Below are 25,009 nucleotides of genomic sequence, written 5' to 3' on the forward strand. Positions count from 1 at the left end.
TGGCCGGCGACCGCAACGTGCAGATCGCGGGCAACTGGCCGGCCTCCGGCTGGGGGCCGCTCCCCATGACCTTCATCGGCGACGGCACCTGGTACTACGACCTGGCGGTGGACACCAATGTCATCGCCAGCCCGAACTTCGAGTTCAAGCCGCGCAACGTTTCGGGCACGGTCTGGGAAGGCGTGGGCGGCGGCGGGGACAACTACCGGGCGTACCGCGGCACCCTGCGCTCCACCTGGACGCCGAACTCGCCGACGAATGGCGGGACGATCACCATCACGTACGACCAGGCCGGCGGCCCGCTGGCGGCGGCGACCAACATCAATGCCCACCTCGGGTTCGACGAGACCTGGAACAATCTGACCACCAATGTCATGGCCAATATCGGGGGCACGGTCTGGGAATTGTCCATCCCCATCCCGACCACCGCCGTGTTGAGCGTGAACTGGGTGTTCAACAACAAGTACAGCGGCACCACGACCAACTGGGACAGCGAGAGCGGCGGCGGCCGGGTGTGGCGCGCCTTCATCAACAAGTAGGGGAGAAATCCATGAGCAGACCGCGCCGGGCGTTCACGTTGATCGAGTTGCTCGTGGTCATCGCGATCATCACGATCCTGATGTCCATCCTCATTCCCGTGGCCAAGCTGGGCGTCGAAAACGCCCGGCGGGCCACCTGCCGCAGCAACCTGAAGCAGATCGGCGCCGCGCTGTACCTCTACGCGGCGGACCCGGTGATGAACGGGGAGTTCACCCTCATCCGGCCCCGGCAGACGCCGCTCATCCGCCAGTGGCCCCTGCCGAGCCACGCCATGCTGCTGGGCGGAGCGCAGCCCGCCGGAGGCTTTGTCGACCCGACCTTTGTCAGCAACCGGGTGCGCAGCCTCCTTGTGGATCCCAAGGTCTGGGTGTGCCCCAGCGACAAGATCGACGGCGACAACAAGACGCCCGTGACGCCGGCGGCCACCATCGCGGCCCTCAACCGTTTCAACATCAGCTACATGTACATCGCGGGCCACCGGCTCACGGCCTCCCCGGAGAACGCGGCCGTCGCCCCCCTGATGTGCGACGAGGCCAACGCCACGGAAAACGGCTCGGCGACGCCCGGCGACATGCCGGACATCACGGAAGACGACAACCACGGCGCCGAGTACCGCAACGTGCTTTACCTCGACGGCCACGTGGCGGCGATCCAGAACGCCGACGCCGCCAACAGCATCTTCACCAACCTCGTCAACACCGCGATCCTGCAGAGCATCGACTGACCCCGGATTGTCTTGAGCCTGACCGTCCACGTGAAAGGGTGGCAGGCGGCGGCCTTGCTGCTGGCCGTCCTCGGCCTGTGGCTCTTCGCCCGCGCGCGGGCCTACCGCACCCTGGACACGGAGGCCGTGGAGGCGATCCGGCCCTGGCTCGCCGCCGCGTACATGTGGAACGCGCTGGGGGAAGCGGACCGGCCCTTTGAACGGATGACGGCCTCCGAGCAGAAGGCATTCTCGGACAAGGTCCTCGCGGCCGGCCGCGTGCGGATCACCTCGATCCGCGCCCGCGGCTCCGGGGACCATATCGTCTGCCGGGTCGAGGTGTCGGTGGACGGCCAGCCCCCGTCCGACGGCAAGACGGTCCGCTACTACGCCATGCGCTACTCGTCGCTCACCGGCTGGACCTACGAGGACGAAACAAGCCCGCTGCTGTACTACCTGACCCTATTCTGAATGTGGAGGCGGGCCGCCCCCGGCCCGCGCCGTCCCGCGACAAGCGCCGCGCGGGCGCGGCGTCTCCAGGGTCACTTACCGCAGATCGCCCGGATCGCCTCCCGCGCCGCGACGAGGCCGAAGACCCCCGTCACGCAGCAGAGACTCCCCAGTGTCCGGCGCGGGCGCCCGCGGCGCAACGCGCCGTCCGCCTCCGGCGGCGCCGGCGGGTGCCAGGGCGGTTCGTCCGAGTACACGCAGAGGACATGTTTCTGCAGCTCTTTCGGAACGCGGCCGCGGACTTCGCGGGCCAGCGGGCAGTCGCGCGTTTTTGAAAGCGGCGCCACTTTCACCGCCAGCGGATCGCCCCGGTTGGCCGCGCCCATGCAGGAGATCACCGCCCGCGCGCCCGCGCGGACGGCGGCGGTCAGCAGGGCCGACTTGGGCCCGACGCTGTCGATCGCGTCGATCACCACGTCCGGCGGCCCGGCCAGGATTCGGGGGAAGGATGACTCGTCGGCGAACAGTTCCAGCGCCTCGACCCGGCCGTCCGGGTTGATGTCGGCCACGCGCGCCGCGGCGGCCTCGACCTTCTTGCGGCCGAGCGTCGAGTGGAGCGCGGCGAGGTGGCGGTTCAGGTTGCTCGCGCGGATCTCGTCGAAATCCGCCAGGCGGAAGCGCCCGACCCCGGCGCGCGCGAGGGCCTCGAGCGCGAACGAACCCACGGCCCCCAGGCCGGCGATGACCGCGAGGGCCTCGCCCAGTCTCGTCACGGCGTCCGGGCCGAGCAGCAGTTCGTTGCGCGAGAAGAAGGCTGCATCGCGAGTCATTTTCTCGCCTCCCCGGCGACCTTGTGTCGCCGGAAGGAAAGGTTCCGGGCATTTTCAAGCGTGACGCGCGCCGTCTCCTCCAGCGTCCACCCCCTGATTTCCGCCAGCGCCCCGGCCACGTAGACCAGGTGCGCCGGCTCGCTCAAGGCCGGAACATGGGCAGAACCGTCAGCGGCGCGAATGACCGGCGGCAGGTCGGGGGCGTCGGTTTCGATGAGCAGCCGTTCCGCTGGCGCCCGCGCGGCGGCCTCGCGCCCGCGCCGGTTGTTCGAGCGGGTGATCGTGCCGGAGAAAGAGAAGTACGCGTTGAGTTCCGCCAGTTGTCCCATGAGTTCCGCGGGCCCGGAATAGGAATGCAGCACCAGGCCGGGCTCGTGGCGGCCGAACTCGCGCAGCAAGTCGGGCAAACGGCCCCAGGCGCGGCGGCTGTGAATCCATACGGGCCGGCCGAGCCGCCGGGCCAGTTGCAACTGGGCTAGGAAGACCTCTTCCTGTTCCGCGTCGTTCCGGTCCGGGATCGCATGGTCGAGCCCGATTTCCCCGACGCCGGCGCCGGGGTGCTCGATCAGCAGGCGTTCGAGGTTCTCGATCCATTGTGCGGAACGTTCGCGCAAGTACCACGGGTGAAGGCCGAACGCGGGGACGAGGTCCGCGTGCCGCCCGGCCAGTTCCGCGACGCGGGGCCAGTCGGATTCCGTCGAGCCGCAGCAGATCATCCGCTCGATGCCGGCCGCGCGGGCCCGGGCCAGGACACCGTCGAGGTCGGGCGCCAGCCGCTCGTCCTGCAGGTGGCAATGGGCGTCGATCCATGACCAGGCGGCGTCGCGGGAACGCCGCCCTCCATCCGCTTGTTTCTGGAGGGTCGAGCTCCCGCGAGACCGTAAGGATTCGAGCGCGGCCTGAAGGTCCGCCGGCAGCGGGGCCTGGAAGCGGCATTCCGTCCCGGCGCGCGGATCGCGGAAGGCGATCTCCGCCGCGTGCAGAAAAAGCCTCGGGATATCTTCCGAAGCGCGCCCGTACAGGCGGTCGCCCGCGACCGGATGCCCGGCCGACGCGAGCTGGCAACGGATCTGGTGCGTGACCCCCGTCCGGATGCGCACGTCGAGGAGCGTGTGCCCGGGCAGGCGCTCGCGCGGCTCGTATTCCGTGATCGCCCGCATGGGACGGCGGCCGCGCGTTCCGTCCCGGACCACGATCATCCGGTGCGCCTCGCCCCCCGCGTGCGCCAGGAACTGATCCAGCCGCCCCCCGCGCTCCACGTGGCCGATCACGAGCGCCACGTATTTTTTTTCGACGGACCCGGCCCGGAACTGGCGGCGGAAGAAGTCATAGGTGGCTTCGTCCCGCGCCGCCAGGAGAACGCCCGAGGTGTCCGCGTCCAGCCGGTGCGCGATGGCCGGGAACAGGGGATCGGGCCCGAGGGCCGACAGTTCCGGGTAGCGGGCGAGCAGGGCGCTGACGAGCGTGTGCGCGTCGCCGGGCTCCAGCGGGTGGACGGGCAGGCCCGCGGGCTTGTCGAGCACGAGGAACGCCGGGTTCTCGTGGAGCACGGCCAGGGGCAGTTCCGGGTTGGGCGCGGCCTTCCAGTCGGTGGTCTCCATCAACTCGACGATTTCGATCCGGTCGCCCGCCGCCAGCCGGGTTCCCTTGGCGGCCGGCCGGTCGTTGACATGGACGGCCTTCCGCTCGATGGCCCGGGTGACCAGCGGCCGGGTCGTGCCCGGCAGGCGCGCCACGAGAAAAAGGTCGAGCCGTTTCCCCGCGTCCGCGGGCGGCACCTCAATGACATGTTGACGAATCATAGCCTGGCGGGAGGCCGGCCCCGGCCGTCGCCGCCTACTTCGATTCTTCGCCCAGCACCCACCGCCCGTTGAACCAGAAATACTGGTCCGGGTGTTCGCGGATGACCTGGTCGAAAAACCCGATGACGTAGCGCGTCATCCGCTCGATATCCGAATCCCGGTCGAGCGCGGGATCGGGATGGATCGGCGGGAAGCCCAACCAGCGGTGCCGCGTCCAGCCCTCGCGGACGGCATAGGCCGGGATGATCGGGACGCCGGCCTCGCGCGCGAAGGCGGCCATGCCGGCGGGGATCTGGGCCGTGTGCCCGAGAAACGGCACGGCCACGAACTGCGCCTTGGCCCGCAGGTCCGGCAGGATGGCGAGCACCTTGCCGTGCTGCAGCCCCTTTACAATACCCATGAAGCTGTGAGCCTCGCGGAGGAACGACTCGATGCCCGCGGAGGCGCGCACGCGGTTGAGCCATTCGTAGGTGAGCATGTTCTTCTGGCGGCGGACGATGATCATCAGCCGGGCTCCCAGGAGCTGCATCCCCACGCCGGCCAGCTCCCAGTTGCCCATGTGCGGGACGGCCAGGACGGCTCCGCGCCCGTCCTTCATGTTCTCGAACAGCAGGTGGACGTCGCGCTGGTCCACCACGCGGTGGATCCACTCGCGGGTGACGAGGGGCGTGCGCATGGACTCGATGCCGTTGAACACCAGGTTGCGCCACGCCAGCCATAGGATTCGTCTGCGCTCGCGGGGGGATTTCGTGTCGCCGAACACCTGGGCGATCCGCCTTTCGAACTTGCGCATCCGGCGGCGGGCGACCAGGAAGGCCAGCCGGGCCAGCGCCCAGCCGAGGGCCAGCGCCGCGCGGTGGGGCAGCCGCCCGACGAGCGCGGTCAGGCCGCGCACGAGTCCGTATTCCACGTAATCGCGCACCCGGTGTTTCATTCGTCCTGCTCCACCACGATCCGGAACCCGACGTCGGCGTCCCGGTAGCCCGCGGGAAAGGATACGCGGTTGTACACGCGGAGGAAACGCGGATCGTTTTCCGCCCAGCTTCCGCCGCGGGCGAAGGCGCCGCCGGCCGGGTCCGGCGCGCACCACTCGAAGACATTGCCGGCCATGTCGCGCAGGCCGTACGGGTTGGGTGGGTAGGAGCCGACCTCCCGGGCCTCTTTCGCGGCGAAGCAGGCCCGGCCCTCGGGCGCGCCCCAGCCCCAAGGATAGCGCGCGCCCTCGAGCCCGCCGCGCGCGGCGCGCTCCCACTCCGCTTCCGTCGGCAGGCGGACGCGAAGCCTGGTCCGCTCCGAAAGCCAGCCGCAGTAGGCCTGCGCGTCGGCCAGGCTGACCCAGGCCGCCGGGCGGCGGGCCTGCCCGCGCGCCGGCCGGAACCGGTCCCCGCGGCGGACGATCTGCGGCGAGCCCGGGTAGCCCGCGGCGCCCGGGGTATTGAGCCATGCGACCCACTCCCGCACCGTCACCTCGTGAAGGCCCATGCGGAAGGCCGGGACTTCGACCTCGCGCCGTTCCTGCGGGGGCTCGGCCTCGCGGCCGCCCATGACAAAGCGGCCGGCCGGGATGGCGGCCAGGGGCGGCGCGCCCGCGGCGCGGTCCCCCGCTTTCACGACCCCGCCGACGAGCCCGCCCCCGAGCAGCGCCAGCGCCAAGTCTCTTCGTATCCTGCCGTGTCCGCCCATGGTGAAGACCCGCGGTTGTTGTAAAGGGCTTATAACCGCAAGACTGTGCTTTGACAATCTCCGCGAAACGCCCTATGCTTCTGCGCTCTAACTCCAGAGTGGAGGAATGCCCTCATGAAAAGCGATGCCTCGAGTCGTGATGGATCCGGATCCCTGGCCATGGGCCTCCTGCCGCTGGTGGCCCTGGGCGGTTTGCTCGGCTACCTGCTGGCGGGGGATATTTTCTCGGCCTCGATCCGCCACCTGGCCGCCTGCTTCAGCCTCGGCCTGGTCTGGGCTTACCTCTTCCTGCAGTGGCTGGACCTGGTCTCCGAGTACATCGCCTTGAAGGGCGACCCGGCGCCGGCCGAACTCGATGTCGCCGACCGCGCGGCGGTGTCCGCCCACCTCGAGACGCTCTGCGCCTCGTCCGCCTTGCGCGCGCGCCTTCGTCACCTCCTCAAGACGTGGAGTCTCGGATGGCAGCCCCGGCAGGTCATGGGCCTGGCCGGCTTCCAGAGCGCCCAGGCCAGGGGCCAGTTGTATGGCGGCGTGGTGTTCGCGCTCCTCCTGCTGGTGGTCGCCGTGTGGCTCCAGGGGAACACGATGTGGTTCTGGGGCGGGATGATGCTGCTGGGCCTGACCGTGCTGGCGCGCCAGACGCTGCTCCTGCGCGTGGACCGCTACATCGAGTGCCGGCTCCTCGCGCGGCTGCCGTGCAACATCCCGCAGACCGCCATGACCGCCGCCGACCTGGCCGGCGCGCTGGGCGGGGCGATCCAGGCGGCGTTCAAGAACCACGTGCCGCAGCCCGATGCGATGGCGGCCGCGATGCGGTCGGCCGTGGAGGGCGCGATGCAACAGGTGGCGGCCTCGGTCGAGAAGCTGCAGAAGAGCGTCGGGGAAGGCCAGGGCGCCGCGGCCGAGAAGGTCGCGCAGGCGCTGTCGGCCGCCACCGCCGATCTCAAGGCGGTCAAGGAGTCGCTCTCCTCGGCCACGGGCGATCTCAAGACCGGGCTGGCCGCGGGCGTCGGGCAGTGGAAGGGCGTGCTCGAGGCGCATTCGCAAAGCCTCGACAAGTCCCTCGCCTCGATCCCGGGCCAGCTGGCCAAGACCTACGGCGAGGGCGCCGGCCAGGTCGTGGCGGCTTTCAAGGACCACGCCGAGAAAGTCGCGGCGGCCAGCCAGGGACTCCAGGCCCAACTCGACCGCGTCGCGCAGTTCGGCAAGGAAATCGAGAAGGTCCTCCACGTCCAGCAGACCGTGGACGGCACGCTCAAGGCCGTCGCGGCGACCGAGGAGTTCCGCAAGACGCTCGACGTGCTCAACAAGCACGTCGAGGCCTCGGACAAGCTGCTGCGCGAGGCGGCCAAGCCCAAGACCATCCGCCTCGTGGAAAGCGACCCCGACGCGCAGGGCTGAAAAAGTGGCGCGGCCGTCCCCGGCCGCGAAGAGCGCGGGCGGGACGCCCGCGTCACGGCGCGCGGCCTCAAGCTTCTTCCGTCGCCGGCGGGGCGCCGGCCGGGGGCTGGATCTTGTTCACCCGCAGCGGGAACCGTACCTTCAGGTCGCCCTCCAGCAGGATTTCGATCCAGTGCGTGCCTTCCTCCTGGAAGACCACGTTCATGAAGGCCTCGATGTTCGTCGCCGTGGCCTCGGCGTTGGGCAGGCGCACGGGGATGTCCTTGCCCTCGGCGAGCGTGGTCAGGCCGTCGGGCCGCAGGATGCGTGTCCGCTGCTGGAAGGTGCCCTCGCCGCTGCACCAGCGGGTGACCATGAACAGCCGCGGGTAGACCAGCGGGAACTTCGGCGCGCCAATGGCGTCGAAGAGCCCGATGAGGATGAACTTGCCGTTCCGCTCCTGGCGCACATCGTCGCACAGGATGCTCGATTGCAGGTCCGGTATCATGCCTGGCGCCTTCGGGTTTTCCATGGCCCGAGTATGGGGTCCCCTCCGGCGAAAGAGAAGCCGGAAAGGCGGGTCCTTACCGCACCTTCTTCTCTTTGCGCCGCTTCTCGACGATGGCCTCGGCGAGGGCATCGGGCACGGCCTCGTAGTGTTCGAAGTGCATGCTGAACGAGGCGCGGCCCTGGGTCAGGGTTCGCAGCGCGTTGGCGTAGCCGAACATCTCGGCCAGCGGCACGAGCCCCTCGATGATCTGCATGTCGCCCTTCTTGGTCATGGACTCGATGCGTCCGCGCCGCTGGCAGACGGAGCTGGCGCACGGGCCCATGAACTCCTCCGGGGCGACCACCTCGACGGACATGACCGGCTCGAGCAGCTCGGGCTGGCCCTTGAGAAACATCTGCTTGAACGCGATGCGGGCCGCCTCCTGGAAGGCGAAGTCGTTGGAGTCCACCTCGTGGTACGACCCGTCGTAGAGCGAGATCCGCAGGTCCACCACCGGGTACCCGGCGAACGGGCCGGAGCGCAGGGCCCGGACCACGCCCTTCTCGACGGACGGGATGTATTGCAGCGGGATGCGCCCGCCGACGACGTCGTTGACGAACTCGAACCCGCCGCCGGGCGGCAGCGGCTCCAGTTTCATGCACACGTGGCCGTACTGGCCGCGCCCGCCGGACTGCTTGATGTACTTGCCCTCGCCGTCGACGGCCACCGTCGCGGTCTCGCGGTAGGCCACCTCGGGCCGCCCGACCTTCGCCGTCACGTTGAACTCGCGCTTCAGGCGGTCCACGATGATCTCGAGGTGCAGCTCCCCCATGCCGGAGATGATCGTTTCGGAGGTCTCGGGATCGAAGGCCACGGTGAAGGTCGGATCCTCGTCCGCCAGCCGGTGCAGCGCCTCGCCCAGCCGCTCCGAGTCGCCCTGCGTCTCCGGCGCGATGCTGATGGAGACGACGGGGGCCGGGAACTCGATGGCCTCGAGATGGATGGGCTGATCCTCGTTGCACAGCGTGTCGCCGGTCCGCGTGTCGGTGAGGCCGACGACGGCGACGATGTCGCCCGTGAAGGCCTCGGTGATCACCTCCTGGCGGTTCGCGTGCATGCGGAACAGCCGGCTGACGCGCTGGGTTTTGTCGCGGCTGCTGTTCAGCACCGTCGAGCCGGATTCCAGCCGGCCGGAGTAGATGCGGATGTACGTGAGTTTGCCCATGTGCTTGTCGGACACCACCTTGAAGGCCAGGGCGGAGAACGGGTCGTCGTCCCTGGGCTCGCGGGTGTTCACCTCCGGCTCGCGCGCGCAGATGATGGGCGGGATCTCGTTCGGGGCGGGCAGGCAGCGGATCACGCCGTCGAGCACGCGCTGGATGCCCTTGTTCTTGAAGGCGGAGCCGCAGTAGACCGGCACGACGCGCCGGGCGATGGTGGCCTTGCGCAGGATGCCCAGGATCTCGCCCTCGGTCAGGTCGCCCTTCTCGACGAACTTCTCGAGCAGGGCGTCGTCCTGCTCCGCGCACTTCTCGACGAGGTTGGCGCGCCACTTCCGCGCCTTGTCCATCTTGTCCGCGGGGATGTTCTCCTCGCGGAACGTGGTGCCCTGGTTGTCCTCGTCGTAGTAGATGGCCTTCATGGCGACCAGGTCGATGATGCCCTTGAACGATTCCTCCTTGCCGATCGGCACGACGACGGGCACGGCATTGGCGCCGAGGTCGGTCTGGATCTCCTCCAGGACGGCGAAGAAATCCGCGCCCACGCGGTCCATCTTGTTGACGAAGGCGATCTTGGGCACGTTGTACTTTTCGCTCTGGTGCCAGACCTTTTCCGCCTGGGGCTCCACGCCGCCGACGGCGCAGAAGAGGGCGATGGCGCCGTCCAGGACGCGCAGGCTGCGCTCGACCTCGACCGTAAAGTCCACGTGGCCCGGGGTGTCGATCAGCGTGATCTGGTGATCGCGCCAGGTGGTCGTGGTCGCGGCGGACGTGATCGTGATGCCGCGCTCGCGTTCCTGGGGCATCCAGTCGAGCTGGGCGGCGCCGTCGTGGACCTCCCCGAGCTTGTGCGTCTTCCCCGTGAAAAAGAGGATGCGCTCACTGACGGTCGTCTTGCCGGCATCGATGTGCGCCATGATGCCGATGTTCCGTATATTCGAAAGCGGTACCTGTCTGGGCATGGTGTCTTCCTTCCCGCGGGGGTTCGGTCGCGGTTCTGCGCGAGGTCGTCCCGGCCGTAAAAAGGCGGCGACTATGCCGGGGGAACCCCCGGCAGGCAAGAGAAAAAAGCGCTAAACCCCGCTGTTTTCCGGCGGCGCAAATTCTTTTTTGGCATCGGGCTCCCGGATGGGCTATAAGGAGTCCCGGTACCATGGCGGAAGAGTTCGGCGATCCCGCGGAGCGTAAAATTTGAAGACCGTACCGTTTGTCCATTTGCATTTTCACACGGCGTACAGCTTGCTGGACGGGGCCTGCCAGCCGGACCGCGTGATGGAGCGGGCGCAGGAGCTCGGCATGGCGGCCGTCGCGATCACCGATCACGGCGTGCTCTACGGCATCGTGGACTTCTACAAGCAGGCGCGCAGCCTCGGGATCAAGCCCGTGCTGGGCTGCGAGGTGTACGTGGCGTCCGACGGACGGCGGGAACGGAACGCGAACGCGCCGCGGCATCACCTGGTGCTGCTGGCCGAGAACCTGCAGGGCTGGCACAACCTCGTGCGCCTCGTCTCCCTCGCGCACCTCGAGGGCTTCTACTACAAGCCGCGCATCGACAAGGAACTGCTGGCGCAGCACCACGAAGGGCTGATCGGGCTTGCGAGCTGCCTGCACGGCGAGGTGGCCGCGGCCTGCGCGCACGAGGATACGGCCGCGGCGGAGCGCGCCGCCCGGGCCTACACGGAGATCCTGGGGCCCGGCAACTTCTTCCTGGAGATCCAGGACCACGGCCTGCCCGAACAGAAGACCGCCAACCGGGGCATCCTGGAGGTCGCCCGCCGGACCGGCCTGCCCGTCGTGGCCACCAACGACGTGCATTACCTCCGCCCGGAGCATGCCGAGGCCCATGAGGTGCTGCTCTGCCTCCAGACGCAGACCGTCATGACCGATCCCAAGCGAATGCGCTATGCCTCGAACCAGTTCTACATGAAAAGCGGCGAGGAGATGCAGCGCCTCTTCCCGGACCATCCCGAGGTCCTGGCGAACACCGTGGAGATCGCCGACCGCTGCAACGTGGAGCTGCGCCTGGAAAAAGACCTGCACTTCCCGAAATACGAGATCCCGGGCGGGAAAGACGAGAAGACCTACCTCGAGCAGCTCGGGCGCGAGGGGCTACGGCGCCGCTACGGCATCGAGGACCTCGATCATCCGAAGAACGACGCGGAAAAGAAAATCCGCGAGCGGTTCTTCTTCGAGCTGGGCGTGATCGAAAAGACCCGGTTCCTCAACTACTTCCTCGTCGTCTGGGACTTCGTCCGCTTCGCCCACGAGCAGCATATCCCCGTCGGGCCCGGCCGCGGGTCCGGCGCGGGCAGCATCGTGGCGTACGCGCTGGGCATCACGGGCATCGACCCGCTGCGGTACAATCTCATCTTCGAGCGGTTCCTGAACCCGGAGCGCATCTCGCCGCCGGACTTCGACATCGATTTCTGCCAAAGCCGGCGCGGCGAGGTGATCGAATACGTCCGCGAGAAGTACGGGCGCGATAACGTGGCCCAGATCATCACCTTCGGCAGCCTCGGCGCCAAGACGGTGATCCGGGACATCGGGCGCGTGCTCGAGATCCCGCTAGGCGAGTGCGACCGGTTGGCCAAGATGGTCCCGGACGATCCCAAGATGACGCTGGAGATCGCGCTCAAGCAGAATCCCGAGTTCCGCAAGGCCCGCGACACCGAGGACAACGCGCGGCGCATCCTCAAGTATGCCGAGGTGCTGGAGGGCCTGCCGCGCAACCCGGGCACCCACGCCGCCGGCGTGGTGATCGGCGAGAGGCCGCTGATTGAACTCGTTCCGCTCCAGCGGGATAAGGACGGCGAGGTCATCACGCAGTTCGAGATGGAGCCCCTCGGCGAGGTCGGCCTGCTGAAGATGGACTTCCTCGGGCTGAAGACCCTCACCGTCATCCAGGAGGCCGTCGACCTTGTCCGGTCCGGGCGCGGCGTCGAGCTGGACATGGCGAACCTGCCCATGGACGACGCGGCGACGTTCGACCTGCTCAACCGCGGCGACACCGTCGGCGTGTTCCAGGTGGAAAGCAAGGGGATGCGCGACCTGCTGCGGCGTATCGGGCTGACGCGCTTCGAGGACCTGATCGCCATGATCGCCCTCTTCCGGCCCGGCCCGATGAACATGCTGGACGACTACGTCAACCGGAAGCACGGCAAGGTCAAGCTCGCCTACGACCATCCTCTGATGGAGCCCATCCTCCGCGAGACCTACGGCGTCATGCTCTACCAGGAGCAGGTGCAGCAGGTGGCCAACGTGCTGGCCGGGTTCAGCCTGGGCCAGGGCGACATTCTCCGGCGCGCGATGGGCAAGAAGAAGAAGGAAGTCATGGACGAGATGGAGGAGAAGTTCGTCCAGGGCTGCCAGAAGACCAACCGCATCCCGCCCCGCGTCGCCAAGAAAGTGTTCGAAGACATCTCCCGCTTCGCCGGCTACGGCTTCAACAAGTCGCACAGCGCGGCCTACGCCATTCTCTCCTACCAGACGGCATGGCTGAAGACGCACTACCCGGTCGAGTTCATGGCCGCGCTGCTCTCGAGCGAAATCGGCAACACGGACAAGCTGCCCCTGCTGGTGGCCGAGGCGCGCGAGATGGGCATCGAGGTCCTGCCGCCGAACGTCAACGACAGCGAGGTGCGGTTCAAGCCCGTCGGCGACGCCATCCGGTTCGGCATGGCGGGGGTGAAGAACGTCGGGACCGGCGCCGTCGCGGCGATCGTCGCCGAGCGCGCGGAGCGCGGCCCGTTCAAGGGCCTGGTGGATTTCTGCGGGCGCGTGGACGCCCAGCTCGTCAACAAGAAGACGCTGGAGAGTTTGGTCAAGTGCGGGGCCTTCGACTTCAGCGGGATGTCGCGCGGGCGGCTCTTCGCCGGCCTGGACTTTGCCGTGAGCCATGCCGCGGCCCTGCAGCGGGACAAGCGTAGCGGGCAGACCTCGCTCTTCGACCTCCTAGCCCCGACGGAAGGGACGCCCGCCCAGGACGAACTGCCCCCGGGCGAGCCGTGGCCGGAAAGCCAGATGCTGGCCGCCGAGCGGGAGCTGCTGGGCTTCTACATCTCGGGCCACCCGCTGACCGCCTACGAGTGGGCGCTGCGGACCTTCGGCGTGGCCAACATGGCGGGCCTGGAGGCCGTGCCGTCCGGCGGCGCCGCGCGGGTCGGCGGCCTCGTCGCGCAGTTCCAGAAGAAGTTCACGAAGAAGGACGAGAAGCCGATGGGCGTGTTCCGGCTGGAACTGCTCGACGGCGCGGTGGAGGCCGTGGCGTTTCCCGACGCGTTCCGCGAGTACGGGGTGCACCTCCAGGATGCCGCGCCGGTGATGCTCTGCGGCGTCGTCAAGAAAGGCGACCAGACCAAGATCGAGGTCCAGGAGATCTACCCGCTCAAGGACGTGCACCGGATGTTCGCCGAGCGCTTGAGTGTGCACGTCCCCGCCGCCGGGCTCGACGACGCCAAGCTCTGGAAGATCAAGGAGCTGCTGGCCCGTCATCCCGGGCCCACCCCGGTCACGCTCTGCCTGCAGTTCCCGACGGGCGAAAAGGTTTTCGTCAAGGCCGACCGGACGTTTCACGTCGAGGCGGCGGAGGCCCTGGTCCGGGAGCTGGAGCACGTGGTGGGCGAGGACGGCGTCTACGTCGAGGTCGTCAAGCGCGCGTGCCGCAAGGAGAACGGCGCGCGCAACGGGCGGGGCCGGTGGGGCGGCCGCCCGGACTGAAGGCGGCCCGGCGGGATCAATGGATGCTCAACCAGTCGCGCACGGCCCCGGCGGCCGGGCTTTCCGGCTCCAGCTTCAGGAAGGCCTCGTAGTGCCGGCGCGCGAGCCCGTAGGTGCCGGCCTTGTCCGCGTAGAGCAGGCCGAGCGCATAGTGCGACGCCGCGTGGTCCGGGTGGGTTTTGAGGATCAGGGCGTATTGCTCCGCGGCGGCCTCCACCTCGTCCTGCTCCGCGAGCAGCACGGCCAGGTTGTAGCGGGCCGCCACGAGGTCCGGCTGCCGCTCCAGGGCCAGGCGGTAGGCGTCCTTCGCGAGATCGAAATCCCGGCGGGCGGTGTACACGATGCCCAGGTTGAAAAACGCCGTGGCGAAGGAATCGTCGTTTTCGACGGCCCGCAGGTAGTAAAAGACGGCGCGGTCCACGTCGCCCTGCTGCTGATACGTCGTGCCGCGGTTGTAGGCCTGCACGGCGGCCTGGAGGTCGCGGGTGGCGGGCGGCTTGAAGGACACGCGGCGCGCGCCGTCGCGGGATTCCGCGCGGGCCGGGGGCGCGGGGGGAGGAGGCTCGGGCGCCGGCGCAGGTTCCGGGGGCGGCGTCGGCGCAGGCTCGGCGGGTGCGGGGGGCTCGGGCCGCGGGGGCTGCAGGACCTTCAGGCGCTCCCGGGCTCGCACGACCCGCGGATCGCCCGGGAAGCGGCGCTCGAATTCGCGGTACGTGCGCGCGGCGGGTTCGGGCATGTCCAGCGGCTGGTCGTAGAGCGTCGCCATGAGCCAGAGGGCCTCGGGGTTTTCCGGTTCCTGCTGGACGACGGCCCGGCAGGCCACGAGGGCGGCATCGAATTCGCCCGTTTTGACGGCGGCCTCGGCCAGCCCGAGCTGGGCCAGCGAAAAGCGCGCATCGAGTTCCACGGCCTTCTTGAAACTCTCCAGCGCGGCGTCGGCTTTCCCTCGCTCGGCCAGGAATCGTCCTAGCGCGTAATGGGCCCGAGCCTGCTGCGGCGCGAGTTGGACGGCGGCCTGCAGGGCCTTCTCCTGCTTGCCGGCCTCGCGCTGCCGCTCTGCCCGGCCCGCGGCTTCAAGGCACAGGTGCAGCGCCGCGGCGGTATGTCCCCTGGCCGATTCCGCGGCCGCGTTCTTCAGCAGCGCCTCGTAGGACTTGGCCGCCGGAAGCGGAGAGGGCGAGGGGGCTTGGGGCGCCGCCGATTTCTCGGCTTTCTCGGCGGCCATGTCGCCGAGGGCGCGTCTCGCGTACTCGGCTTGGGGCCCCGCGTTCGCCGCCGTGTCGCCGCGAAGGGCCTCCAGGTATTTCCCGAAATAGGACTCCGCCTGTGCCGCGTCGCGTCCCTCGTGCAGCCGGGCGAGATTGAAGAGCGCCGGCGAGTACCGGGAGTCCTTTTCCAGCGCCTGCATGAAGTAGAACACCGCCGGGTCCCGTTGGCCGGCCCGGGCCTCGACGCACGCCAACGCGTTCAGGATGCGTGCGGATTGCGGCGCGCGCGCCAGGGCGACGGAAAGCACGCGCCTCGCTTCCGCCCATTGTCCCGACTGCGTGTACAGGGCGCCCATGAATTCCAGCGGGCGCGGGTCCCCGGGCCGGGACAGCGCGGCCTCCTGGAACAGCGACTCCGCGCGGGCGGGATCGCCGCTCTCGAAAAAGATCACCGCCGTGTTGTACAGGGGTTCGGGCAGATCGGGCGCCAGCCGGCGGCTGGCCTCGAAGGCTTCCAGCGCGGGCTGCACCTGGCCCATGCGCCAGCAGGCCACGCCGAGAAAGTGGTACGCCGCGGCGTTGTCCGCGTGGCCCGGCCGCCGCGCGATTGCTTTCTCCAGCAGGGCCCGCGCCCGGACCCATCGCTCGCGGTTGAATTCGCGCAAGCCGAGGCTGTATTCCCGTTCGCCCGGCGCCCCGCCGCAGCCGCCCAGGAAGCCCAGGCCCAATATGAACAGCGCGGCCGCGCCCGCCAGGCTCTTGAGTATGCTTCCCATGGTTTCCTGCCCGCGCCTTCAGGATAACGCAGGAGACAGAGCGCGGACAAGGAAAAGGGGGCGCCCAAATGCGCGGACAAGGTTGCCCCCCGCGACGGTCTTCTCCCGCGCGAAGCGCGCTGCTTTGAAGCGCCGATGGATATCGCCCGGCATCCGAAAAGCCGGCCGCTCATCCCGAGCGATAGCGAGGGATCTCGCGAAAGAGAACGGCGGGTGGGTTCGGCGGAGGGTCCTCTCCGGGGCCGTGATCGAAACGTGTCCTGCCGGTCCAGACATCGGCATCATGAAGCCGGCGCTGATGTTTCAGATCACGCGAGCGTCCGCGCGCCTTGCACTTCCCATCCGGCCGCCGCGGACGTGACAACACGCGGCCCTCCAGGTTGCGATATCACGAAGCCTGTGCTGAAGAACGCTGGAGGGCGCCGCCCCGTCTGCGCCTTCGGTTCCGGAGCGCGACAGGCGGTCCACCCCCCCCGGCTTGTTGCCAACCCGGCGTGCCCCGCCGGGCCCGGCCGCCGGTCCGATGCGAGTTTGCGCACGGCCAAGTCAGGCCGAGACCCAGACGGTGCGGGTGCGCGGTCCGTCGAATTCGCACAGGAACACGCCCTGCCACGTCCCCAGCCGCAGGTGCCCGCGCTCCACGAGAACCCGGACGGAGGAGCCCATCAGGCTGGCCTTCACATGCGCCGCCGCGTTGCCCTCCGCGTGGGCATAGTCGGCCCTCCACGGGACCACGCGCTCCAGCGCCGCCTCCAGGTCCGACATCACGTCGGGATCCGCATGCTCGTTGATCGTGATGCCGGCCGTGGTGTGAGGCACGAAGACGGTCACCGCCCCGTCCCGCACGCCCAGCGCGGCCGCCGCGCGCTCGACCTCGCGCGTGATATCCACGAAGTCCGTGCGCCGCTTCGTCGCTATGGAGAAGGATTCCATGGCGCCGACGATGCGCCGCGAAATCCGTAAAATCAAGCCATCGTCATCACCTCCCCCCGCGGCGCGCGGCCCGGCCAGCACGCGCGCCTTCACCAGTAGAAAGGAGCGAGGCCGGATCCATTCCACGAAAAAGAGCGGGCCTGTGCGGCGGCCGCTGCGTGCGGGTGGGGGCGATCTTCTTCGGCCTCGACGAACGGGCCGTTCTGCGATAGCGTGCGGCCCAACATATCCCTTGAAAGGAGGGTTTCGTGAAATTCATCAGGTGCCTGTGTCTGCTGGCGGTCGTGGCGAGCCTGGCCTCGTGCTCGGGCGGGAAATATGCCGACGCGAAAGCCGCCATGAACGATCAGATCTCGTTCATGGACGACTTCGTCTCCCAGGTCGAGAAGGCCGGCAGCGGGAAGGAAGTCGCCGCCGCCGTGAACCGCTACTCCGAGAGAATGTCCGCCATGATGGAGAAGAGCGAGAAACTCAAGGAGAAGTACAAGGGCGAGGATCTCGAGAATGCGCCGGAACTGAAGGAAGAGATGGAGAAGGTCAAGGCCGCGGCCATGAAGTTTGCCCAGGCCTTCATGAAAATCGGCACCCAGTACGGGGACGATCCGGAAGTCCAGGCCGCCATGGCCAAGTGGCGCGAGAATATGACCAAGATGGCGCAACCCTGATCGCGCCGCGGACTTCGGCGAGATAAGCCGACAAGAACCCCGGCGGGCTTGCCCCGCCGGTGAACGAGGGCGGGGACCCCTCGCCGGGCGTGGTCCTCGCCCTCTGCCTTCGTCAGACTACGGAAGAGTGATTTGTGTGCCGTCCGGCCGCGTGATGACCGGGTCCTCGCCGAGCGGATTGATCGTCAGCGTATGCCCGGGCGGGAGCGCGAGGGAGCCGGGCCGCAGATACGGCTCGATGTCCGCCTCGGTGACCTCTTCGCCGTCGTTCTTGCTCTCCTCCAGCGCCCACTGCTGCTTGGCGGCGTCCACGAGCCGCAGCGTATTGATCATCTGCGCGTGCTGCGCGTGTGAACGCGCCCTCGTGAAGCTGGGGATGGTGATGGCCGCCAGCATGCCCGCCGGCATGGCGGCGCCGAGGAGCAGGACTTCCCGCCCGCCGGTCGGGGTCACGGAATGCGTCAGGAGCCCGGTCGGCTTGACCACGCGCACGCTCGCGACCGAGCCTTTCATGCTCCAGCCAAAGAAGAGGTCCATGAGTTCGAGCGTCAGCTCGGCTTCCTCCTCATCCATGTCGCCCCGGATGGCGCCGCGCTGGATCTCGTACGCGGCGGCCTTGAGCCGCTCGTCGATGAACGTCAGCCCGTTATGCTCCGCGGGCAATCCCTGTGTCAGGGCCTGGAAGCCCGCCTCCGCCTTCAAGCCCGGGGCGCCGCCGAGCACGGCTACAGCCTGGGCGAGGACGTCCGGCGTGGAGCCCGCCAGCAGAAATCCCTCGTGCTGCGCGAGCGCGGGCTGCAGCGGGAACGGGGCCTCGGCGACGGCGGGGGAGACGTGGAGCGTGGCGCCCCCGGTCTGCTGTTCCTCGAAGGTCAGGCCGCTCCCGCCCAGGAGCGTCAGGAGGAGTTGCATCAGTGAGTCGTCCTTGACGCCGATCGCGATCAGCAGCGAGGGCTCGGGCACCTCGATCCCTTCCTCCCCGAGGGGCAGCGGCAGCGTTTTTTCCTTCGAGAGCTGCACGGACACGGCCAGTTCCCCGCTCAAGGAGGCCAGCAGCGCGTCGAGGTCCGCGCCCGCGGACGTCTTCAACTCATCCACGGCGGCCCGCATTTCCTCGTGCGCCTGTTCGCTTCCGACCTCGCGCACGGCGGCCTGGAGGAAGGCCCAGATGTCGGCGGGCTGGATATCCGCGGAGACCACCAGGGCGGCATCCGCGGGCAGCAGGTCCAGCACGCGCAGCGCGCGCGGGGCGCCCCCGAGCATGCGCCAGAAGAGGGGCTCGTTCTCCGCCGGCCGGCGGCCGATGAAGCTCTTGACCTCGAACAGCCCGTCCGGCCGCGGCTTGGAGCTCAAGCCGACGCTGACCCCGTCGTACAGGCCCTGGCCGCGCAGGAAGGCGTCCAGCCGCCGGAAGACATCCGCCGCCTCGGCGGCCGAGTCGTCCTGCTGGGCGACGCGCTCCATGGCCGCCTTGAACTTTCCGAGCAGGCCCTCGACCAGGTTCTCGATCTGGAAATACACGAACATGTCGCCGTGCAGGTCGAGTTCGGCGGCGGCCTGGTCGAACAACTCCGCCGAGCGCGCGGGATCGCCCGCGCGGGCGCCGGAGGGCAGGAGCAGCGCCAGCGCCATAACGGCACCGAGCCATCCGGAGTTAAACTTGCGAAGGCTGCCGCGACGCGTCTTCATCCGTGGTCTCCTTGTTTGTGGGGTTTGAACAACTGGCGGAGAGGGTGGGATTCGAACCCACGTTACCCTTTTGGGGTAAACACGCTCTCCAGGCGTGCCCAATCAACCGCTCTGGCACCTCTCCGCGATGACATAATAACCTGGCGCGACGCGCGTTACATGGCGCGCGCTGCGCCAGCCCTGATTTCTGTTACACGACTATTGCCATCCGCACGAGCACATACAGATCCGTATCCGCCACCCGGCGCCATTCAGAACCAGCGGCAGCCAAGCTACCAGCACGCCACCGGGGAGGCAAGCGGCAATCAGGCTCCGGGCGCGCGCCACGCGCCACGGTGAAGCCGGCATGAATTTTGTGGACGGCTTGGTCACATCCGCCGGGGTTCACCCGGTCTTTTTTCATAGCCTCGTGGGCGCGCCCCGGATAGAATCTCCAATCGGAAATTGATCCATCATGAATCATCGGTGCGGTTCGCTAACGGCGGTCGCGGCGGGACTGGTGGTTTCCCTCCTTCTTTTCTCGGCGTGCGATCCGCTTTCACGCCCGCCGCCCGAGACAGCCCTGCCCGCCGACTTCGAGCTCCGCTGGAGTAGCGGCGCGACCCACGCGGAGTGGGGGCGCAAGGAAGGAACCTTGAACGCGCAGGGCGAACTGGTCTGGGTCGAAAGCCGCGGCTCCGGTGACGAGGCCACCCGCACCGAACGGCGGGGCCAGGCGAGCCGGGAGCAGCTCGATGCCTTGTGGCGCGCGATCCAGGAGCACCGGTTCTTCAACCTGCGGGAACAGTACTCGAATCCGGGCGTCCGGGACGGTTTCTCCAGTTTCATCGCGGTCCAGGCCGGCGGCCGGGAACACAGCGTGGCCGTGATGAACACCCGGCAGGAGCGGTTTTCCGAAGTCATGAAGGTCCTGGACGCAATACGCCGGGAGGTCATCCCGGAGGAGCCGGAAACGGACTGAAAACGCCGCGGCCCGTGAATACGCGCGGGCCGGGGACGTCTTTACAGGCAAGCCGTCGGGGCCGCAATAAGTTGCCGATTCCCTGGGAGAAGACGACATGGTTCCGAAATTCTGCAGCCAATGCGGCGCGGCGCTGACCGCCGGCGCGAAGTTCTGTGAACAGTGCGGAACGGCCATCGCGGGCATGACGGCGGCCGCCCCGCCGGCTCCGGCGGTGGCGCTGCCGCAACCCGGCACATCTCCGCCGCCCGCGCCGACACCCATACCGATCCCGATTCCGGCACCGGCGCCCTCCCCATGGGCCGCCGGCCCTGCGCCACAGGCCGCGCCCTGGGTCTCGTCTCCCCAGGCAACGCCCTGGGCTTCTTCGCCCCGGGCCGGTCCGGCCCCGATCGTGGAGGGAGCCCCGTACGCGGGGATCGTGCAGCGCTTCGGCGCCCTGCTGGTAGACGGATTCCTGCTCGGTGGCCTCTGGTGGCTGGCCGGAGGCCTGATCATGAGGCAGCTCTATACGTGGTTCTGGCGGATGGGCCTTTCCCCGACCACGGGGATGTACGCGATCGGCATCCTGGCCGGCTGGCTCTATTTCGCCGGCCTGGAGTCCTCGGCCCGGCAGGGCACGATCGGGAAGATGATCTGCAAGATACGGGTCGTGGACCTGCAGGGCCGACGCATCGGGTTCGGCAAGGCGACCGGGCGCTACCTCGCCAAGATCCTCTCCGCCCTGCCGCTCGGCCTCGGCTTCCTCGCCGCCGCTTTCAGCCAAACCAAGCAGGCGTGGCACGACAAGTTGAGCGGGTGCTTTGTGGTGATGGACATGCATACAACATAGAAACATCGCCTAATTATGCAACAATTCAATCGCAATTTCAGCATCCTCTTGTTGTTTGCGTTGCTGTGGATTGTCCCCAAGCATTGTCATGCCGAATTTATACGCGAAATTGTTTGGCCACGTTTTCCTACTGATTCCGAGATCGAGAAGGCATACCAAGTCGCCTCACAATTAGATCATCCGCTCTGGGTTTCAAAAGCATATAAATTCCATAATCCACGATTACTCAGGAAGAATGTAGATGGGCGGTTGTATTCGTATACGATTGACGATGGAGCTGTGAATGCCCGGATGGGGGTTGTATTCTACAAGGTTGCAGGAGGGAAAGTACTATGGTCGTGGCTCGATTATGATAACGCGCAGAATGAGTGGAAATTCAGGACCCAAGTGCGCGGGGAAGGATCCTTCACAGATGCAGAACTGATTAGGAAAGCAGAGATTGAAGTAGATGAGATTTACAAGCCCGAATCAAATCATGGTTATGGGTATACTCCAGGATTCCCAGATCTGGATTCTTCAGAATGGGAAGTAGTTACTGGCTCCGGCGGCACAAGTGATTTGCCGGTGCTCCCCATCGCCGTGGGCACAGGCGTGACGCTCGCGGTGTTGGGTGCGGCGAAGAAGCTGCTTGCGAAGAGCAATGCCGCGCAGAAGCCGCAAGCCCAGGAGAAGGCGGAGAGTCGGGACAAGAAGAACGAGGTTGTCGGCTATGTCCTGCAGTTGAGCTCCGACCGGCTGGAAGTGGCTGTTGGGCGGCCGGCGCCGTTGCGGGTGAATGTCTGGAAGGTGGATGGCTGGGGCACGCCGACTGTAGCGACAGATGCGAGCATCACCCTGTCGCATCCCAACACGCGGGAGATCGTTGTAGATCCGGTGACGGTTAATGGCGGCGTTCTGAATGCCTCCGTCCGCCTGCTTGGGACGCCCACAGTCCCGGAAGCGGAAATCAAAGTGCGCGCGCAAACCAATACAAGCAGCCATGAAGCGACCGTCAAGATCGGATGGGTTAAAAAGGCAAGGTTCAGGCTCAAGGTTCGCCCATCCGATCTCCAAGAGCTTTCTCTCAACAATCCAGAAGTCAGGAACTCACTGGCTCGTGAATTTTATGTGGACATCAACATCCCCTAGAGAGGCGATCTAATGCTTCTATTACTATTAGTTCTTGGCGCGTGCCTGCTGACGGCCTTTTGTTTCCTTATCTGGCGGGTTGTTTCCCTGGAAAAAGCCTATGCCTGGGATCCAAACTCTCACGACAAAATGGCCTGCTACGCCCTTGACATGCTGCAGCAGTTGAACCCGAAAAGCCTTTTCGGCTGGGTGCTCGACCTGAGTCGGAAACACCCGGCGGAGACCTTTAGGAATGCCATCGAGATGCAGATCCGGCGGGGCACGATCGACGAGGATATGAACTCGATTATCCTTGTCGAAATACCGAAGTTCCGTGGTGTCAACGGGGCGTATCATTTCTACAATCCTGATCCTAACAATCCTAACCCCAAAAAGGGATTGAGTGACTCGGACTGGGGTACAAAACTATTAGGTGATATATCTGGTTGCGAAGTGCCCATGCCAAGCGCGCTAGAGCGGGCGACCTTCCGTGCTGCGAAAGCCGACCCAGGCTGGAACATGCGTGGACTTATCAATCGGAACTGGCATTTGGACAATGAGGGGCGCAACTACACCATATTGGACGCCGTCCTCTATCTGGAGTGGGGGTACTCTCACCTGGCGTTTTACGCCATCGGAAGAGTTCTCCACTTGCTCCAGGACATGGCGGTGCCGGCTCACACACGAAACGACTCGCATTCCGGGGAGTGCGGCGATTCGAAGGACCCGTTGGAGCAGTACGCCGCTAAAGAGGATGGTAACTACGAGATTTGGGACTTTCGCCCCGCCCGGAAGTATCCTTCCGGCGCCTCAGATATATTCTGGCAGGCCATCGAATCCTATGGATCCCATAAAAAGGCACAGCCCGCAGCGCTTTTCGTTGAACTGGCCAAGTGGTCCAACAGTGAATTCTACAGCCACAGCACGATCCCTGGCAATGGCGACTCCCATGACCCGAACGATCCAAGCAGGAAGCTTCTCCGGGGCGACAAAAGGGTGGACTGGAAAAAGTGCAGTCCGAACCCTGCGGCGCTCTGGCGGGTGCTGCGCAAGTTCGGCGACGGCCTCGAACATGCCTTCCGCCAGATGTTCCCGCAGGCTCCTGCGCAGTGGCAGCACGGCCAGCAGCTTGGCCAGAACATCCTTACAATTTGCGCTGGTGAAAACGGCGGCATTGCCGAATTGCGAAAAGCACTAGTCCTTATTCAAAGCACCTATTCTAGCTACATCAGAATCTACTTCGAAAGGGAATACGACTCCGGGGTCTGGAGGCCCGAAGACAGCCATCGTGCTGAGGGTCCATTGTTGGACAAAGGCCTAATGCACCGCTGCGCGTTCTTCTCTAGGCTGTATAAGTCGCTGGACATCAACCGTCTGTTGCAGCTTGCCGAGAGCCAGACGAGTGTCGACCAAGTGATTATGCAGTGGGTGGACACAATCCCCGAGGAGGGAATCCTATACGGCTATAATAATCTACATGGACCGTGCGCTCTCTCCGAAAACCAGATCCAAGAGCAATACCTTCAGACTGAGTCGACGGCTGTAGCCTACTGTGCTCACATGCTGAACAACTGGTTTGAACAAGCTTTTCGCCCCGGCCAAGGGCGCGGGCTTGGAATATGGCTTAACAAGTACTTCGCGCCAAGCGAGCGTCCCGGGATCGAGGTGCTTCGAGCGCCTTCGAACGACGAGACTCTGAAAGCCGACGTCGGGGCGGTAATTGGCGTGGCCAACCACCTGCCGGTGCCTTTGCCCCTGACCATCGAGATCGAATTGGTCAAGGACGGAACCGACAAAGAGTTATGGGAGAACGGACTGTCGCTGGACGTAATGACATTGAATTCAACGACCGCATCTATGGGGGGCGGTGGGTCGTCATCAGAGGCCAGTAATTCTCAAGTGTTTTTTGCTCCCGAGTCACAGGAAACACTAGTCTTTTCACAGGACTGCCCAAAGCAGGAGTTCCAAACGCAGGAGGTTAGTCCGTACAACCGCGCGACTCTCACAGGATTTCGCGTTCCCTCGTCTGGCAACCAAGGCGGCATCACTCGGGAGCAGGAGGCCAGTCTGAAGAAACTTGAACTACTGCCCAAGGGCGGGGGTGACAATCAGTTTCATGCATTCCTGATCCACCTAAAACCGAACGGTCAGAAATGAAGCCCGGGGGAGCTAAGGCACTGGCCTATGATTAAATGCTTTGTAATTGAAGGCGAAAGCATGCGTCCTGCCCTGCGGGAGGGCGATGTCATCGTGGCTTGTGGTCTGAAACGGCATCCTCGGGTGGGGGAGGTGCTCGTCTTTCGGGCTCCATTGGACGGCCGGGTGGTCGTCCACCGAGTGGCGCATGCGCTTGACAGTGCGGTGGTAACCCGTGGCGATGCCAATGCTTATGCCGATCCACACGTGATTGATCTCGATCAGATAATTGGTGTTGTAAAGCTGGCGATTCCCTGGTTGGGCCGCTTCTTATACCCGCTTCGCAAGGTTCGCCCGGCATGACAAAACCGTCCAACTGCCCGCTCTGTGGCGCCGAACTGAACGAGGGTTCAACAGTCTGCGATTTCTGCGGCCTTCCAGTTGTCACAGAGACTATCGATACTAAGTGGACAGAGGGGGTGTCCGCCCCCATGCCGCCGGCGCTCCACACGGGAGTCGCCAGTTCTGTCGATCAATCCTTCTCGCCCCGCGTGGCGGACCGATCCCTCGGGCCCCCCAAGACTTCGCCTGCGGCCGGATTGTCGTCATGTTGTGCTGGCTGCGGTGCGTCGTTGTCGCCCGGGGCCCGCTTCTGTCCTTCGTGCGGTAATCCGATAGCGGTCATAATAGCCACCGCCGGCATAAATTGTGTATTCTGCGGCAGATCTGTTAAGGCCGCCAGCAAGTTCTGTTCCGAATGTGGGCGTCCGGTCGAACGCAAGGATCGGCCACAAATCTGCTCGCAGTGCGGGCAGCCGATCAAGACAGGGGCCAAGTTCTGCGGTGCCTGCGGGGCGCCGGTCGCCGGGGGCAAGGGCAAGGAATGAA

General features: G+C 66.3%; 20 protein-coding genes and 1 tRNA gene. 11 read left to right on the forward strand and 10 right to left on the reverse strand.

The genetic code is table 11. The features are described from left to right. Positions 1 to 550 precede the first annotated feature (550 nt). Positions 551 to 1,264 (forward strand): prepilin-type N-terminal cleavage/methylation domain-containing protein, encoded by a 714-nt coding sequence (locus KA248_00155; GenBank protein ID MBP7828305.1) that lies wholly within the window; start codon positions 551 to 553, stop codon positions 1,262 to 1,264. Between the two features lie 12 nt (positions 1,265 to 1,276). Next, positions 1,277 to 1,714, forward strand: a complete 438-nt coding sequence (locus KA248_00160; GenBank protein ID MBP7828306.1) for a hypothetical protein — start codon at positions 1,277 to 1,279, stop codon at positions 1,712 to 1,714. Between the two features lie 71 nt (positions 1,715 to 1,785). On the opposite strand, the gene KA248_00165 is transcribed toward KA248_00160, so the two are convergent. From KA248_00165 to KA248_00180, 4 genes are read right to left on the reverse strand one after another with little or no spacing between them, the layout of a single operon-like run. Further along, positions 1,786 to 2,523 carry a tRNA threonylcarbamoyladenosine dehydratase gene (locus tag KA248_00165; protein ID MBP7828307.1) on the reverse strand — a complete coding sequence of 246 codons (738 nt, stop codon included), beginning with the start codon at positions 2,521 to 2,523 and terminating at the stop codon, positions 1,786 to 1,788. Next, a complete protein-coding gene (locus KA248_00170) occupies positions 2,520 to 4,325 on the reverse strand; it encodes an RluA family pseudouridine synthase (GenBank protein ID MBP7828308.1) in 1,806 nt (601 codons plus the stop codon). Before KA248_00170 ends, KA248_00165 begins: the two co-directional genes overlap by 4 nt. A 34-nt stretch (positions 4,326 to 4,359) precedes the next feature. Further along, a complete protein-coding gene (locus KA248_00175; GenBank protein ID MBP7828309.1) occupies positions 4,360 to 5,259 on the reverse strand; it encodes a lysophospholipid acyltransferase family protein in 900 nt (299 codons plus the stop codon). Further along, complete coding sequence (locus KA248_00180) at positions 5,256 to 5,978, reverse strand: SUMF1/EgtB/PvdO family nonheme iron enzyme (GenBank protein ID MBP7828310.1); 723 nt, start codon at positions 5,976 to 5,978, stop codon at positions 5,256 to 5,258. The genes KA248_00175 and KA248_00180 overlap by 4 nt, the downstream gene beginning before the upstream one ends. 144 nt (positions 5,979 to 6,122) lie before the next feature. On the opposite strand from KA248_00180, the gene KA248_00185 reads away from it, so the two are divergent. After that, the gene (locus KA248_00185) at positions 6,123 to 7,409 is read left to right on the forward strand and encodes a hypothetical protein (protein MBP7828311.1); all 1,287 of its coding nucleotides are present in this window, start codon (positions 6,123 to 6,125) and stop codon (positions 7,407 to 7,409) included. A 67-nt stretch (positions 7,410 to 7,476) separates the two neighbouring features. Here KA248_00185 and KA248_00190 read toward each other — a convergent pair whose 3' ends face one another. Both KA248_00190 and fusA read right to left on the reverse strand, forming a co-directional pair. After that, on the reverse strand, positions 7,477 to 7,896 hold the full coding sequence (locus KA248_00190; protein MBP7828312.1) for a hypothetical protein: 420 nt from the start codon (positions 7,894 to 7,896) through the stop codon (positions 7,477 to 7,479). A 76-nt stretch (positions 7,897 to 7,972) separates the two neighbouring features. Next, positions 7,973 to 10,060 carry an elongation factor G gene (fusA, locus tag KA248_00195; protein ID MBP7828313.1) on the reverse strand — a complete coding sequence of 696 codons (2,088 nt, stop codon included), beginning with the start codon at positions 10,058 to 10,060 and terminating at the stop codon, positions 7,973 to 7,975. A gap of 229 nt (positions 10,061 to 10,289) precedes the next feature. Between fusA and KA248_00200 the strand changes: the two genes are divergently transcribed. Then, positions 10,290 to 13,814 carry a DNA polymerase III subunit alpha gene (locus KA248_00200; protein ID MBP7828314.1) on the forward strand — a complete coding sequence of 1,175 codons (3,525 nt, stop codon included), beginning with the start codon at positions 10,290 to 10,292 and terminating at the stop codon, positions 13,812 to 13,814. A gap of 16 nt (positions 13,815 to 13,830) precedes the next feature. On the opposite strand, the gene KA248_00205 is transcribed toward KA248_00200, so the two are convergent. Both KA248_00205 and KA248_00210 read right to left on the reverse strand, forming a co-directional pair. Then, complete coding sequence (locus KA248_00205; GenBank protein MBP7828315.1) at positions 13,831 to 15,798, reverse strand: tetratricopeptide repeat protein; 1,968 nt, start codon at positions 15,796 to 15,798, stop codon at positions 13,831 to 13,833. A gap of 546 nt (positions 15,799 to 16,344) precedes the next feature. After that, the gene (locus tag KA248_00210; protein MBP7828316.1) at positions 16,345 to 16,731 is read right to left on the reverse strand and encodes a secondary thiamine-phosphate synthase enzyme YjbQ; all 387 of its coding nucleotides are present in this window, start codon (positions 16,729 to 16,731) and stop codon (positions 16,345 to 16,347) included. 248 nt (positions 16,732 to 16,979) lie between these two features. Here KA248_00210 and KA248_00215 point away from each other — a divergent pair, with 248 nt between their 5' ends. Further along, positions 16,980 to 17,396, forward strand: coding sequence for a hypothetical protein (locus KA248_00215; protein MBP7828317.1), 417 nt, complete (start codon positions 16,980 to 16,982; stop codon positions 17,394 to 17,396). Between the two features lie 117 nt (positions 17,397 to 17,513). Here KA248_00215 and KA248_00220 read toward each other — a convergent pair whose 3' ends face one another. Both KA248_00220 and KA248_00225 read right to left on the reverse strand, forming a co-directional pair. Next, positions 17,514 to 19,085, reverse strand: coding sequence for a hypothetical protein (locus KA248_00220; GenBank protein ID MBP7828318.1), 1,572 nt, complete (start codon positions 19,083 to 19,085; stop codon positions 17,514 to 17,516). Between the two features lie 33 nt (positions 19,086 to 19,118). After that, positions 19,119 to 19,209: transfer RNA gene (locus KA248_00225), tRNA-Ser, on the reverse strand. A 330-nt stretch (positions 19,210 to 19,539) separates the two neighbouring features. Here KA248_00225 and KA248_00230 point away from each other — a divergent pair. From KA248_00230 to KA248_00255, 6 genes are all read left to right on the forward strand, one after another. Then, complete coding sequence (locus KA248_00230) at positions 19,540 to 20,046, forward strand: hypothetical protein (GenBank protein ID MBP7828319.1); 507 nt, start codon at positions 19,540 to 19,542, stop codon at positions 20,044 to 20,046. Positions 20,047 to 20,143: 97 nt separating this feature from the next. Next, positions 20,144 to 20,878, forward strand: a complete 735-nt coding sequence (locus KA248_00235) for an RDD family protein (GenBank protein ID MBP7828320.1) — start codon at positions 20,144 to 20,146, stop codon at positions 20,876 to 20,878. Positions 20,879 to 20,893: 15 nt separating this feature from the next. Beyond that, the gene (locus KA248_00240) at positions 20,894 to 22,006 is read left to right on the forward strand and encodes a hypothetical protein (GenBank protein ID MBP7828321.1); all 1,113 of its coding nucleotides are present in this window, start codon (positions 20,894 to 20,896) and stop codon (positions 22,004 to 22,006) included. Between the two features lie 12 nt (positions 22,007 to 22,018). After that, entirely contained in the window at positions 22,019 to 24,142 is a 2,124-nt protein-coding gene (locus KA248_00245; GenBank protein MBP7828322.1) for a hypothetical protein, read from the forward strand. A 27-nt stretch (positions 24,143 to 24,169) separates the two neighbouring features. Then, positions 24,170 to 24,484, forward strand: a complete 315-nt coding sequence (locus tag KA248_00250; GenBank protein MBP7828323.1) for a signal peptidase I — start codon at positions 24,170 to 24,172, stop codon at positions 24,482 to 24,484. Further along, on the forward strand, positions 24,481 to 25,008 hold the full coding sequence (locus KA248_00255) for a zinc ribbon domain-containing protein (GenBank protein MBP7828324.1): 528 nt from the start codon (positions 24,481 to 24,483) through the stop codon (positions 25,006 to 25,008). Before KA248_00250 ends, KA248_00255 begins: the two co-directional genes overlap by 4 nt. The last annotated feature ends 1 nt before the right edge of the window (position 25,009 follow it).

Source organism: Kiritimatiellia bacterium (assembly GCA_018001225.1).
Taxonomy (GTDB): domain Bacteria; phylum Verrucomicrobiota; class Kiritimatiellia; order CAIQIC01; family JAGNIJ01; genus JAGNIJ01.

Coding starts and splice junctions, on each gene's coding strand:
- KA248_00155 (MBP7828305.1), top strand. CDS start 551: ATGAGCAGACCGCGCCGGGCGTTCACGTTGATCGAGTTGCTCGTGGTC.
- KA248_00165 (MBP7828307.1), bottom strand. CDS start 2,523: ATGACTCGCGATGCAGCCTTCTTCTCGCGCAACGAACTGCTGCTCGGC.
- KA248_00170 (MBP7828308.1), bottom strand. CDS start 4,325: ATGATTCGTCAACATGTCATTGAGGTGCCGCCCGCGGACGCGGGGAAA.
- KA248_00175 (MBP7828309.1), bottom strand. CDS start 5,259: ATGAAACACCGGGTGCGCGATTACGTGGAATACGGACTCGTGCGCGGC.
- KA248_00185 (MBP7828311.1), top strand. CDS start 6,123: ATGAAAAGCGATGCCTCGAGTCGTGATGGATCCGGATCCCTGGCCATG.
- KA248_00190 (MBP7828312.1), bottom strand. CDS start 7,896: ATGATACCGGACCTGCAATCGAGCATCCTGTGCGACGATGTGCGCCAG.
- fusA (MBP7828313.1), bottom strand. CDS start 10,060: ATGCCCAGACAGGTACCGCTTTCGAATATACGGAACATCGGCATCATG.
- KA248_00205 (MBP7828315.1), bottom strand. CDS start 15,798: ATGGGAAGCATACTCAAGAGCCTGGCGGGCGCGGCCGCGCTGTTCATA.
- KA248_00210 (MBP7828316.1), bottom strand. CDS start 16,731: ATGGAATCCTTCTCCATAGCGACGAAGCGGCGCACGGACTTCGTGGAT.
- KA248_00220 (MBP7828318.1), bottom strand. CDS start 19,085: ATGAAGACGCGTCGCGGCAGCCTTCGCAAGTTTAACTCCGGATGGCTC.
- KA248_00230 (MBP7828319.1), top strand. CDS start 19,540: ATGAATCATCGGTGCGGTTCGCTAACGGCGGTCGCGGCGGGACTGGTG.
- KA248_00235 (MBP7828320.1), top strand. CDS start 20,144: ATGGTTCCGAAATTCTGCAGCCAATGCGGCGCGGCGCTGACCGCCGGC.
- KA248_00240 (MBP7828321.1), top strand. CDS start 20,894: ATGCAACAATTCAATCGCAATTTCAGCATCCTCTTGTTGTTTGCGTTG.
- KA248_00245 (MBP7828322.1), top strand. CDS start 22,019: ATGCTTCTATTACTATTAGTTCTTGGCGCGTGCCTGCTGACGGCCTTT.
- KA248_00250 (MBP7828323.1), top strand. CDS start 24,170: ATGATTAAATGCTTTGTAATTGAAGGCGAAAGCATGCGTCCTGCCCTG.
- KA248_00255 (MBP7828324.1), top strand. CDS start 24,481: ATGACAAAACCGTCCAACTGCCCGCTCTGTGGCGCCGAACTGAACGAG.